This window comes from Kumtagia sp., assembly GCF_059502445.1.
The window spans coordinates 52,862-64,798 of the sequence record NZ_JCACER010000037.1; the positions used below are offsets into that span (position 1 = coordinate 52,862).

At 67.8% G+C, this 11,937-nt stretch carries 15 protein-coding genes and 1 riboswitch; of the genes, 6 read left to right on the forward strand and 9 right to left on the reverse strand.

All coding sequences use genetic code 11. The features are described from left to right. Positions 1–4 precede the first annotated feature (4 nt). The 4 genes from AC5JDC_RS14000 to AC5JDC_RS14015 form a co-directional block, all read right to left on the reverse strand. Positions 5–682, reverse strand: a complete 678-nt coding sequence (locus AC5JDC_RS14000; protein ID WP_495841951.1) for a queuosine precursor transporter — start codon at positions 680–682, stop codon at positions 5–7. A gap of 124 nt (positions 683–806) precedes the next feature. Beyond that, on the reverse strand, positions 807–1,109 hold the full coding sequence (gene rpmB / locus AC5JDC_RS14005; RefSeq protein WP_495841952.1) for a 50S ribosomal protein L28: 303 nt from the start codon (positions 1,107–1,109) through the stop codon (positions 807–809). Positions 1,110–1,243: 134 nt separating this feature from the next. Next, entirely contained in the window at positions 1,244–1,672 is a 429-nt protein-coding gene (locus AC5JDC_RS14010) for a DUF1284 domain-containing protein (protein WP_495841954.1), read from the reverse strand. A 1-nt stretch (position 1,673) separates the two neighbouring features. After that, positions 1,674–2,264, reverse strand: coding sequence for a biotin transporter BioY (locus tag AC5JDC_RS14015; protein ID WP_495841956.1), 591 nt, complete (start codon positions 2,262–2,264; stop codon positions 1,674–1,676). Between the two features lie 698 nt (positions 2,265–2,962). Between AC5JDC_RS14015 and AC5JDC_RS14020 the strand changes: the two genes are divergently transcribed. The 5 genes from AC5JDC_RS14020 to AC5JDC_RS14040 all read left to right on the forward strand — a co-directional run bounded on the left by AC5JDC_RS14020 (position 2,963) and on the right by AC5JDC_RS14040 (position 6,523). Further along, positions 2,963–3,715 carry an adenylate/guanylate cyclase domain-containing protein gene (locus AC5JDC_RS14020; RefSeq protein ID WP_495841958.1) on the forward strand — a complete coding sequence of 251 codons (753 nt, stop codon included), beginning with the start codon at positions 2,963–2,965 and terminating at the stop codon, positions 3,713–3,715. 127 nt (positions 3,716–3,842) lie between these two features. Continuing rightward, the gene (locus tag AC5JDC_RS14025) at positions 3,843–4,028 is read left to right on the forward strand and encodes a hypothetical protein (RefSeq protein WP_495841959.1); all 186 of its coding nucleotides are present in this window, start codon (positions 3,843–3,845) and stop codon (positions 4,026–4,028) included. An 82-nt stretch (positions 4,029–4,110) separates the two neighbouring features. Beyond that, positions 4,111–4,926 (forward strand): DUF3108 domain-containing protein, encoded by an 816-nt coding sequence (locus tag AC5JDC_RS14030; RefSeq protein ID WP_495841961.1) that lies wholly within the window; start codon positions 4,111–4,113, stop codon positions 4,924–4,926. A gap of 35 nt (positions 4,927–4,961) precedes the next feature. Next, the gene (yddG, locus tag AC5JDC_RS14035; protein WP_495841963.1) at positions 4,962–5,855 is read left to right on the forward strand and encodes an aromatic amino acid exporter YddG; all 894 of its coding nucleotides are present in this window, start codon (positions 4,962–4,964) and stop codon (positions 5,853–5,855) included. Further along, positions 5,855–6,523: a lysoplasmalogenase family protein gene (locus AC5JDC_RS14040; protein ID WP_495841977.1), complete on the forward strand. Its 669-nt coding sequence runs from the start codon at positions 5,855–5,857 to the stop codon at positions 6,521–6,523. The genes yddG and AC5JDC_RS14040 overlap by 1 nt, the downstream gene beginning before the upstream one ends. Positions 6,524–6,531: 8 nt before the next feature. Here AC5JDC_RS14040 and AC5JDC_RS14045 read toward each other — a convergent pair whose 3' ends face one another. After that, positions 6,532–6,963: a cupin domain-containing protein gene (locus tag AC5JDC_RS14045; RefSeq protein WP_495841965.1), complete on the reverse strand. Its 432-nt coding sequence runs from the start codon at positions 6,961–6,963 to the stop codon at positions 6,532–6,534. Between the two features lies 1 nt (position 6,964). After that, on the reverse strand, positions 6,965–7,732 hold the full coding sequence (gene gloB / locus AC5JDC_RS14050) for a hydroxyacylglutathione hydrolase (RefSeq protein WP_495841967.1): 768 nt from the start codon (positions 7,730–7,732) through the stop codon (positions 6,965–6,967). A 106-nt stretch (positions 7,733–7,838) separates the two neighbouring features. Here gloB and AC5JDC_RS14055 point away from each other — a divergent pair, with 106 nt between their 5' ends. Continuing rightward, positions 7,839–8,570, forward strand: coding sequence for a class I SAM-dependent methyltransferase (locus tag AC5JDC_RS14055; protein ID WP_495841969.1), 732 nt, complete (start codon positions 7,839–7,841; stop codon positions 8,568–8,570). Between the two features lie 25 nt (positions 8,571–8,595). Here the strand turns inward: AC5JDC_RS14055 and AC5JDC_RS14060 are convergent, their stop codons facing one another. The 3 genes from AC5JDC_RS14060 to msuE form a co-directional block, all read right to left on the reverse strand. Beyond that, complete coding sequence (locus tag AC5JDC_RS14060; protein ID WP_106775582.1) at positions 8,596–8,871, reverse strand: hypothetical protein; 276 nt, start codon at positions 8,869–8,871, stop codon at positions 8,596–8,598. A 231-nt stretch (positions 8,872–9,102) separates the two neighbouring features. Continuing rightward, on the reverse strand, positions 9,103–10,044 hold the full coding sequence (metA, locus tag AC5JDC_RS14065; RefSeq protein ID WP_495841971.1) for a homoserine O-acetyltransferase MetA: 942 nt from the start codon (positions 10,042–10,044) through the stop codon (positions 9,103–9,105). Positions 10,045–10,099: 55 nt separating this feature from the next. After that, positions 10,100–10,177, reverse strand: a riboswitch (SAM riboswitch). A 206-nt stretch (positions 10,178–10,383) separates the two neighbouring features. Continuing rightward, a complete protein-coding gene (gene msuE, locus AC5JDC_RS14070) occupies positions 10,384–10,941 on the reverse strand; it encodes an FMN reductase (protein WP_495841972.1) in 558 nt (185 codons plus the stop codon). Positions 10,942–11,937 lie beyond the last annotated feature (996 nt).

Sequence of the window (11,937 nt, forward strand, 5' to 3'; positions counted from 1 at the left end):
GCCGCTACACGGCGGCCGGCTGGCTCCAGCGGGCGGCGATCAGCCGGTAGGGGATCAGCGCCACGGCGGCGATGATCAGCTTCACCGTCAGGTCGCCCAACGCCCACGACACCCAGCGCGCCGCCTCGGCCAGCAGGCTGCCCAGCAGCGGCGCGGCCTCCAGCGCGAAGGCGTCCTCCGGTCCGACGAAGGCGAAGGCGGCGGAGAAGGCGATCGAGAAGAAGATCGCCGTGTCGACCACCGAGCCGGCCAGCGTGCCGAAGATCGGCGCGCGCCACCAGCTCTGCCGGCGCAGCCAGTTGAACACGGTGACGTCGAGCAGCTGCGCGGTGAGGAAGGCGGCGCCGGACGCGATGGCGATGCGCACCAGCCGGCCGGCGGCGGTGTCGAACTCGATCATGCCCAGCCGGTAGAACAGCGGCGGCACGAGGATCGAGCAGGCGACCGCCAGCATGAAGCCGACGAAGACGACGCGGCGCGCGAACAGCGGGCCGTGGCGGCGGTTGGCGAGGTCGGTGACGAGGAAAGCGACCGGATAGGTGAAGGCGCCCCAGGTCAAAATGTCGGCCAGCGACAGGCCGCCGAGCATGCCCTGGACGGGGAACTGCACGAGGATGTTGGAGGCGACCACGACGAGCGCCATGGCGGCCACGAAGGGCAGATAGGTGGTGCGGTCTCTCATTTTTTTATCCTGGGTAATGGAACCAGCGGCAACCGGCGGACGCTCCGGCCATGCCTCACAAAACAGAGCCCGCCATCGTGGATGACGGGCCCTATTCCGGCGGTCGTCCCCCGCCTATAAACGATCAGGCAGCGGCAGCCTGCTGCTCGGCCAGCTTCTTGGCGATCTGCTTCTTGAGCAGGCGGGCGCGCTGCGACAGCTCCGCCACGTCGGCCTTGGCCAGGAAGGCGTCGAGGCCGCCGCGGTGCTCGACAGAGCGCAGCGCGTTGGCGGAGATGCGCAGGCGCACGTTCTGGTTCAGCGCCTCCGAGATCAGCGTGACACTGACCAGATTGGGCAGGAAGCGGCGGCGGCTCTTGTTGTTGGCGTGGCTGACATTGTTGCCGGTGAGCACGGCCTTGCCGGTCAGTTCGCAAGCACGGGACATTTCTTACTACCTTCGATTCTCGTACGGACCGGCCTGCCTCGCCTCGACGGCGCGCGATCTTGTCAAGCGGTCTCTTGAAAAGTTGGGCCTCCATAGTGGCATTTGGCGGAGGCGTCAAGGCGGGGAAGCCGCTTCTATCCCGGGCAAACCAGCTTCGTCCCCGCAAAACCGCTGCTGGAGACATGGCTGCACAGCTCGAACCATTCGCACTCCGAGCAGGCGCGGCGCGTCGTGCCCTGCCGGAACGCTTCGCGCATGCGTGCCAGCACTGCCGGGTCGAGTGCGATCCTTGCACCGGCGTCGAGCGGCCGACCGAGCAGGTCGCCGACCGCCGACGCCGCCAGCGCGTCGCGTTCGACGACGCTTGTGTTGCGGCAGTGCGCCTCGGCCTCGCCGAGCAGCGGCCGGCAGATGTCGTCAGGCCCGGCGACGAGGAGGATGTCCTCGCCGCTGCTCAGGCGTTCGACGATGGCGTCGTAATTGTCGGTGAAGGCCGCGCTGTAGCCCTTGCCGACATAGGTCAGCATGCAGAGCAGGTGGTGGGCGCGCAGCCGGACCGTCATGTCAGAGCGCCGGCTTCGCTCCGGTGCGGCGGCAGACCTCGACCGTCACCGTCGCCAGCACCGCCTTCAGCGCGCCGCCGAGGATGAAGGGCAGGACGCCGAAGGTGATCGCGTCGTCGAGGCCGATCATGGCCGCCAGCCACAGGCCGCCGAAGGCGAGGATGAAGGCGTTGCCGGCTAGCATCGCCGCGACATTGAAGAGGACGCGCCCGGCGCCGGTCCAGCCCCGCTCGGCCAGCCAGCCGACCAGGACGGCGGCCAGCGGGAAGGCGACGAGATAGCCGGCGGTCGGGCCGGCGAAATGGACGAGGCCACCGGCGCCGCCCGCCAGCACCGGGAAGCCGATCGCCGCCTCGGCGAGCCAGGCGAGCACGGTGGCGAGGCCGAGCCGCCAGCCGTAGAGCGCGCCGATCAGCGTGACCGCGAAGGTCTGCATGGTCATCGGCACCGGGTACATCGGCACCTCGATCCAGGACGCGGCGGCGAGGAACAGCGTGCCGAGGGCGATCGCCACGATCTTCAGCGCCAGCGGACGCCCGGCGAGCCGGAGCGGCACATAGGGCTGCGGCGTGGCGGCGGATGAATGGTTCATGAGGTCGTCCTTCCAACGGATCTGCGGTCCCGGCGGTCGCCGGCCGTGCCCATGCGGCACGCGCAGCGATATTCCATGCGCCGCCCCGCCGCGCAATCGCAAATGCCGGCGCGGATGGGCCGCGGTCGACAGGTATCCGGCGCCAGGGCAGGCGCATAGGAGATTACCCCCGACCTCCGACTCCTCCCCATAGGGGCAGGGCAATCGCATTTGGGATTTCAGCAACTGCTGCTCGACCCCGTACCCCCACCCCTAACCCCTCCCCACAAGGGGGAGGGGGACTTTGCGGCCGCTATGCAACGCAAAACCGTCGACGATTAGTGCTCGGCGGAGACGCCAGCCGGTCGCCCTCCCCCTTGTGGGGAGGGGTTTAGGGGTGGGGGTAAACGCATATGCGATAGCCCTGCCTCAAGGGGGGTCTTGCGGCTGCTATGCCACGCGGAGCTTTCAACGATTGGCGTTTGGCGGAGACGTCAGCCGGTCCCCCTCCCCCTTGTGGGGAGGGGTCAGGGGTGGGGGTAATCTCCTATGCGCTTGCGCCTGCATCCGGCGCCGACGGTCATTGCCAAACCCGGCCGAACGCGACACTCTCACCGGCAGGGCGCGACGCCGAGGAGCATGCCGGCGACGGCATCTCCGGCGCCGGTCCGAGCTGCCGCCGATGCGAATGGCCCACCTGGCCAGGAAAGTTCTTGCCGATGCCGTCATCACCTTCCGCCGACGCGCGCATCTGCCGGGGCTGCTGGGACCAGATGAAAATGCCGATCCCGATCCGGGGGGCGCTTTCGGTGCCGTTCCAGGCTTTCGGCATCACCCGCAGCAAGATGAACCCCAACATCTGCACGATCTGCGAGCGCTCGTTCAGCTTCGTCAAGAAGCAGCGCCACGTTTCCGCCGACGCCACCATCCTGTTCGCCGACATGCGCGGCTACACGCGGCTTTCCGGGCAGACGGACGCGGTGTCGCTGAGCAGGATCGTCAGCATCTTCCAGGATCAGTGCGCCCGCGCCATCTGGGACCATGACGGCATCGTCAACAAGCAGATGGGCGACGGGCTGATGGCGATCTTCAACTTCCCGATCAAGAGCGAGCGCCACGCCGCCGCCGCGATCACGGCGGCGCTGGAGGTGCAGCGGCGCTGCGCCGATGCGCTGCGCGACCTGCCGGCCGGCGAGGCCGGCGCGCCGCCCGGGGTGGGCGTCGGCGTGCACACGGGCGAGGTCGAGATCGGCGAGTTCTCGACCTTCCGCAGCGATTTCACCGCGATCGGCGGCACGGTCAACCTGACGGCGCGGCTGGAATCGCAGGCCGCACCCGGCGAGATCCTGGTGTCGCCGGAGGCAGCGGCGCAGGCGCCGGAACTCATGGCCGGAGCGGCCATCCGCGAGCTATCGCTGAAGGGGATCAATCAGCCGGTCCGCGCGCATGTCCTGACCACACATCGGGTGTAAACGGGCACCATGCCTGAAATCGCATCCGATCCGCTGCCGCCGCAATTTCCATGATTGCTTCTTCGCAGGGCCCGTCGCCTCCGCGATCAGTCTGGAGTAGTTTGCCAGAAAGCGCCGGAGGGGAGCGATGCCTGAAGCAATTCAATTTGTGCCCTATGTCTTGGTGGTGCTTCTGACGGGCATTCCAACTTGGAAACTTCTCGTTCGGGTCGGCCTGTCGCCGGCATGGGCGGTACTTTGCCTGATCCCGGCCGGATTCATCATCGTCCTGTGGCTGATTGCCTATCGGCGGTGGCCGCTGCTGGAGGAGTAGGCACCGCCGACAATCCTGCCAGCGGCCGATCCCGGCCGGCCGCTTCACATTGCTGCCGGATTCTTCGCCTTCCTGCTCGGGCATGATCGATGGATGGCGAGATGCGGTTGGGATTGCGGCACGGCGCGGGCTGGCTGCCGTCGCACTGGCGCTGGGCATTGTCGCCGCAGCGCCGGCGCAGGCCGAGGTCGAGACCTTCAAGGGCGAGTACACCGTCTCCTATCTCGGGCTGACGATCGCCCGCTCGAGCTTCGACAGCCGCTTCGAGAACGGCCGGTTCTCGCTCCAGGGAACCGTGTCGAGCGCCGGCATCGCCGACATCTTCGGCCGCACCCGCGGCACCGCGTCGGCATCCGGCACCTTCGCCGGCGAGCGCACGCAGCCCGCCGCCTTCCGCATGAACTACACCGAAGGCCGCCGGAAGCAGATGACGGCGATGCGCTTTCGCGGCGGCACGGTGGTGAGCAACGAGAACGTGCCGCCGCTGAAGAAGCGCGGCTCGGACTGGGTGCCGGTCAGGCCGTCGCATCTGCGGGGCGTCGTCGATCCGCTGTCGGCCGGCGTCGTCAAGGCGGCCGGGCCCGGCGAGGTCTGCGGGCGCACCATAAAACTGTTCGACGGCGAGTTCCGGCTCGACGCGACGCTGCATCCGGCTCGGAACTCGTCGGCGGTCAGCGAATATGGCGACGGCGTCGTCACCTGCCGGGTCACCGTCAGGCCGGTCGCCGGCTACCGCAAGGGCCGCGCCGCGCTGGACTATCTGCAGAACCGCAGCAGGATCATGATCGCGTTTGCGCCGCTGGGCACGACCGGCGTATATGCGCCGGTGCATGCGACCGTCGGCACCCAGATCGGCACCGTAACCGTGAAGTCCCGGCGCATCGACCAGAACAGATAGCGCGGCCCGCCCCGCGCCCGAGGGGATGTTGGCCAATGGCACGCGCCACGCTGATCGGCTTTTCCGCTGTCGCCATGTGGGCGCTGCTGGCGCTGCTCACCGACGCCTCGGGCAGCGTGCCGCCGTTCCTCTTGTCGGCCATCACCTTCGCCATCGGCACGGCGGTCGGGCTCGCCATGCGGCTCGTCGCGCCGGCTCCGCCCGCCGGCGTGAAGATACCGCCGGTCGTCTGGCTGATCGGCATAGGCGGCCTGTTCGGCTACCACTTCTTCTACTTCACCGCCCTGCGCAACGCTCCGGCCGTGGAGGCGAGCCTGATCGCCTATCTGTGGCCGCTCTTGATCGTCGTCGGCTCGGCGCTGATGCCGGGCGAAAGGCTGCGCTGGAACCATGTGGCCGGCGCGCTGCTCGGGCTCGCCGGCACGGTGCTTATCGTCACCAGGGGCGGCGGCCTCTCCTTCGACAGCCGCTATGCCTTCGGCTACGCCATGGCCGGCGTCTGCGCGCTTTTGTGGTCGGCCTATTCGCTGCTGTCGCGCCGCTTCGCCGAGGTGCCGACCGGCATCGTCACCTGGTTTTGCGCGGCGACCTCCGTGCTGTCGCTGCTCTGCCATCTGGCACTCGAGCAGACCGTGCTGCCGTCGGGCGCAGGGCAGTGGCTGGCGGTGCTGGGGCTCGGCCTGATGCCGGTGGGGGCGGCCTTCTACGCCTGGGATTTCGGCGTCAAGCGCGGCAACATCCAGGTTCTGGGTGCCGTGAGCTATGCCGCGCCGCTTTTGTCCACGCTGGTGCTGATCGCCACCGGCTTCGCCGAGCCGAGCTGGAACGTGATCGGCGCCTGCCTGCTGATCACTGCCGGCGCCGTGCTGGCGGCGCGGCCAAAACTGTTCTCCCATGCCCGCCAGGCCGAACGCGGGGCCGACGCGTGATGCCGTTCGAGGGCGGCGTCGAGAGCCCGGCCAATGCGACGCTGATCTTCTCCGCCGCGGCCGCTCTGCTCTACGGCACGATGGCGGCCGCGCCGGCGCGGCCGGTCGCCTCCGTGGTCAAGACGCTGGCGGTCGGGCTGCTGGCGGTGCTCGCCGCCATGCAGGGCGGCCACTGGCTGCTTGTCCTGGCGCTGGCGCTCAGCGCCGCCGGCGACCTCTTCCTGTCGCGCGATGGCGAAAAACTCTTCCTGGCGGGACTGACAAGCTTCCTTGCCGCTCATCTCGCCTATGTCGCGCTGTTTTCCGTCATGGGCGGCGGCCCGGCCATGCTGCTCGCGGCACCGTGGCGCGGCGTGCTCGCCGCCATCCTGGTCGGGCTCGGCTTGGCCTTCCTCGCCGTGCTGACCGGCCGCCTCGGACCGGCGCTGCGGCTGCCGGTCACCGCCTATGTCGCGGCGATCCTGGCCATGGCGGTCTTCGCGCTCATGCTGGACGCGCCGCTGGTGATCGCCGGCATGCTGCTGTTCGTCGTCTCCGACACGCTGCTTGCCACCGAGAAATTCCTGCTGCCGGCGATCTCGCCGCATCGCGACCGCATGCGCTACGCGGTGTGGGGCACGTATTATCTCGGCCAGCTGGCGATCACGCTGGGGCTGATCCGCTTCTGACGTTCAGCTCACCCTGGCTCCCAGCCTTCGGGCGCCAGCTCGAAGGCGGAGAATTCGAAGCCCGGCGCCACCGTGCAGCCGACCAGCGTCCAGTCGCCGAGGCTGTGCGCGGTCTGCCAGGCATCGGCCGGCACCACCACCTGCGGCCGCTCGCCGGCGGCGAGGTCGGCGCCGAGGCGGTGCGTCGAGCGCCCGGTCGTCTCGTCGAACAGCGTCAGCTCGATCGGCGCGCCGGCATGGAAATGCCAGACCTCGACGGCATCGCGCACCCGGTGCCAGGCCGACACGTCGCCCTGCTCCAGCAGGAAGTAGATGGCGGTGGAGGCGGCGCGTCCGCCCGTGCCGGCCGCGTCGCGAAACGTCTCGACATACCAGCCGCCTTCGGGGTGCCGCTGCATGCCCAGAAGCGCGACGATTTCCGCTGCGCCTTGCCCCGCCATGTCAGAAATTGTCCTTGCGCTTGCGGATCTCGGCGAAGACCTCCTCGTCGGAGGCATCCTCCATGCCCAGCGTGCGGCGGATGCCGGGATCGTGCGGGCGCAGGAACGGATTGGTCTCCAGCTCGCGGCCGATGGTGGTCGGCAGGGTCGGCATCTGGTCGGCGCGCAGCCGGTCGACCTCCCGCGCCCGCGCCTTCAGCGCGGCGTTGTCGGGGTCGACGGTGAGCGCGAAGCGGGCGTTGGCCTGCGTGTATTCGTGGCCGCAATGGACGGAGGTATCCGGCGGCAGCGCCGAAAGGGTGCGCATGGATTGCCACATCATCGCCGGCGTGCCTTCGAACAGGCGGCCGCAGCCGAGCGAGAACAGCGTGTCGGCGGCAAAGACCACCTTGGCCTCCGGCAGGTGGTAGGACACGTGGCCGCGCGTGTGGCCGGGCGTCGACAGCACCCTTATCTCCTGCTCGCCGAAGCGCAGCACCGAGCCGCCGTCGACCGTCTCGTCGATGCCGGGGATCCTGTCGGCCTCCTTCGCCGGCCCGACGATCTTCAGCCCGAACCGCTTCTTCAGCGCCAGATTGGCCTCGACATGGTCGCCATGGTGATGGGTGGTCAGGATCAGCGTCGGGGTCCAGCCGGTGCGCTCCACCGCGTCGAGGATGGCCCTTTCCTCGGGCGCGTCGACGAGGGCGGTCTCGCTGCTCTGGCGATCGCGGACGAGCGCGCCGAAATTGTCGGTGCGGCACATGAACTGGTCGATGTCGATCGGCATTGGGCACCTCTCCTGTTCGCCGCATAGATAGAGCGGTGGTCCGGCGCTGTCATCCCGCCATCCGCCGATGTTGAACTGAGGCGGCGGCGCGGCTACCGTTCGCACCATGAATTCGGACATCGTCGACCTGCGCGCCTTCTATGCCTCGCCGCTCGGCCAGATGGCGGAACGCTCGATCACCATGGCGCTCTCGGCGATCTGGCCGAACCTGCCCGGCGAAAGGCTGGTCGGGCTCGGCTACGCGCTGCCCTGGCTGGAGCGCTTCGGGCCGGCGGCCGAGCGCAGCTTCGCCTTCATGCCGGCGACGCAAGGGGCGGTGCGCTGGCCGCGCGAGGGCGCCTCGTCGACGGTGCTGGTCTTCGACGAGGAACTGCCGCTGGTCGACGCCTCGGTCGACCGCATTCTTTTGGTGCATTCGCTCGAGCACGCCGAGAACCCGCGCGAGACGCTGAAGGAGATCTGGCGGGTGCTGGCGCCGGCCGGCCGCGCCGTCATCGTGGTGCCCAACCGGCGCGGCGTGTGGGCGCGCTTCGAGCACACGCCCTTCGGCACCGGCCGGCCGTTCTCGCGCAGCCAGCTCAACGAGCTGCTGCGCGACGCCAACTTCACCCCGGCGGCCTGGTCGGACGCGCTCTTTTTCCCGCCGTCGAAGCGGCGCTTCATGATGCGGCTGCAGCCGATGCTGGAGCGCTCCGGCCGCCGCTTCTGGCCGATCTTCTCGGGCGTCATCGTGGTGGAGGCGCAGAAGCGGCTCTACCAGGGCCTGCCGGTGGCGCAGCGCGCCTCGCGCCGCGTCTTCGTGCCGGTGCTCAACCCGCAGGGCGCAGCGACGGGGTAGCGGAGGACCGTTCGCCAAGCGCGCCTTACTGGCCCTTGATGATCTTCCAGACGGGTGAAGCGGCCCTGTCCAGGTTATAAGCGTCCTTGCTCGAGAGGCGGCCCTGTTGAACGGCGGTCACAATCCGCTTGCAGAAGAGTTCCGGCATCTTTTCCCGACTGACGCGCATCAGTTGGGCGGCTTCGATCTGCCAGCCGTACTGCCAACCGTGAACCTTTCTCACACAACCTGCGATGACTTCGTCCACGGTCTTCGGCGTCTGCGTGCAGCCCGTCACGGCGGCCAAAGCAAGCACCGCCATCAAAGCGGATCGTTTCAAGATTTCCCCCAATCCCCCCGGTGGATCGCGTGGCGATCACCTTGCCCTACACTCGCCAAGGTAGCCGGGAATTGCAGGACCGCAAGTATTCGGCGAATGAAATTTCCACAGCTGGCCTGCCCCATGTCGGGCTTGCCCCGGCAGGCGGCGAAAGGCCGCTTCCGCAGGACCACGGCCAGTCGAAATCTTGGCGGCTGCCCGCTGGCGGGCGGATCACTGGATGACGGCTTCGGCGCTGCTCCTGCCGATCTCCTCCAGTTCATAGGGCGTCGTCTGATACACCTGGTTGATCCAGTTGCCGAACAACAGATGCGCGTGCGAGCGCCAGCGGTTGAGCGGCGGCCGGGCCGGATCGTCGTCCGGGTAATATTCGTGCGGCACCTCGATCGGCGTGCCGGCGGCCACGTCGCGGTCGAACTCCTCCTTGAGCGAGGTGGAATCATATTCGATGTGGTTGAAGATATAGAGCCGGTTCGCTGCCCTTTCCGCCAGCAGGCAGGGCCCCGTCTCGCTCGATTCCATCAGCAGTTCGAGCCCCGAATCGGCCGGGATGTCGGCGGCGCGCACCTCGGTCCAGCGCGATACCGGAATGGCGAAATCGTCGGAAAAGCCGGCGAGATAGGGCGAGGCCGGCGCGTTGTTGTGGTGGCGGAACACGCCGAACGCCTTCTTGCCCAGCGTGTGCTTGGGAACGCCGTGGAAATGCCAGGCCGCCGCCATCGCCCCCCAGCAGATGAAGAAGGAGGAATGGACGTTGGTCGTCGTCCAGTCGAGGATGCGCGTCAGCTCGTCCCAGTAGTCGACCTGCTCGAACGGCAGAAGCTCGATCGGCGCGCCGGTGATGATGAAGCCGTCGAATTTCCGGTCCGCCACTTCCTCCCACGTCTGGTAGAAGGAGATCAGATGATCCTCGGGCGTGTTCTTGGCCTTGTGGTTGCCGACGCGCACCAGGGTCAGCTCGACCTGCAGCGGCGTGGCGCCGAGCAGGCGCGCGAACTGCGTCTCGGTGCGGATCTTGTTGGGCATCAGGTTGAGCAGGCCGATCTGCATCGGCCGGATGTCCTGCCGCATGGCCGTGCGCTCGTCCATGACCGAGACGCCCTCGCGAACCAGCACGTCGCGGGCCGGAAGCTGGTTGGGGATCCTGATCGGCATGGTGCTGCCTCCAAACAAAAAAACCGGCCGCGAACGTCGCGCCCGGTCCAAACGGCTTGTTCTGCCGACGGTCCTTTAGCGACTTGTTTAACGTGGCTGCAAGCCGACCGGCCAAATCACCACGGATGGCAGCGCTCATACTGCCGGAAGGGGTTTCACGTCAATGGGGAGCCGTCGCCGCGAATTGCGGCGGCAAATCGTCGTCGGACGCCGACCAGCCGGGCGCCTCGCCATTGGGCGGCGAGGGTCGAACAGGCTGCCGTGGGCGATGGCTGGTTTTGCCGCCTGGGGCGAAGACGAGTGCCCGCCGGCCGGACGCGCTTGCGGGGCGGGGCCGGCTCAGGCGGCGAGGCTGACGCGCGCCGGGCCGCCGATGATCCGGCTCGCCTCGGCCACCGCCTGGTCGGCGCGGGCGCGGATCGCTTCGGACGCCAGCGCGCCGCCGGCGAAATCCTTGTCGGAAGCGTAGATCGCGGTCGGAACGGTCAGCGCCTCGAAGAAGCCGAACAGCGGCCGGAGCTGGTGCTCGACGATCAGCGAATGGCGCTCGCCGCCGCCGGTGGCTGCCAGGATGACGGGCTTGCCGCGCAGCGATGCCGGCTCGATGAGATCGAAGAAGTGCTTGAACAGGCCGGTGTAGCTGCCCTTGTAGGTCGGCGATCCGACCACCAGGACGTCGGCGCCCAGGAGTTGCTCGACGAGGTTCACGGCGGCCGGGTCGAGATCGGCAAGCCGCCTGGCGCCGCCGAGCGACGGGCCGAGATCCTCGATGTCGAAGGTGCTTGAGGCGGCTCCTATGGCTGTCGCCAGCCGGCCGGCGATATGGTCGACGAAGGCCTTCGTCTTCGAGGGGCGCGTCACGTTCCCCGACACGCCCACCACAAGCTTCCTCGACATTCCATGCTCCCGGCAGATCGATCTTTCAGCATAAACTCTACAGATTTTGTGGAATTATATGAGCGAGGGAATTTCAAAAGCGCGCCGCCGGCAGGATGGGTTTTCCAAAAATGCGCCGGAACGGCCGATCCGTGGCTCGCGCGGACGCGCCGGCGAAGCAAAAGTCCGGTCCGTGTGTCTGGCTTTCTCGGTCGGCTTGCAGGGCTTGGCCATCGCGGCAGCCAGTCTTGTATGTTTGCGCAGAAAGCAGCGCGCTGCCGCGCTCGCGCGGATGGGCTCAGGGGGACAGTTATTTTCTTTCCGCAGAAAAGCGGCGGCGTCCCAAGGCTTGCGCTGGCGGAAAAAAGTAAACTGTCCCCGGCACTTACCTGTCTTCGCCGCGAAGCTCGCGGCGATGCGGCAGGTGCTTTTCGCGGCATTTTATCCCCTGCCTCTCCACCTCCCTTATACTACCCCCAGTCCCTCCTGCGGGAACGCCGATCATGACGGTGGTCTGCGGGGAGGGGCCGGTGTCCGGAAGGTAGCGGCTAACGTGGCCGCGAGGTCCGGCGCTGCTTCAGAGTTTCCAACGATCCCGTCCTTGAGCGGGACGGGGCTCCGGTATGGCCTGAGGAGCCGTCATGAGCGGGATATCGCCGGCGTCACTTAAGCCGGAGTAGCGAGTACGATCCCATGACCCGGAAATGAAGCGGCGAAGAAGCACCGGACGGGCGGCCGAAAGGTCGCATATAAAATTAGATGAGCGATCCTGCGGCCGCCCGTCTTCCCGATCTTCTCAATGGCCAGACTGCGATGCAGGGCGTGGCGAGGACGACGTATGCTCAGGGGACAGTTTACTTTCTTTCGGCAGAAAGGCACGGCGGTTCAGAGGTCGCGCGGGCCGAAAAAAGTAAACTGTCCCCGTCGCTTCCTCTCCCGGCGCTTCCCCCTCTCCGTCTCGGGCTTCCCCCTCTCCGTCTCGGGCTTCGCCCTCGACACCTCTCCCCCTGCGGGGGC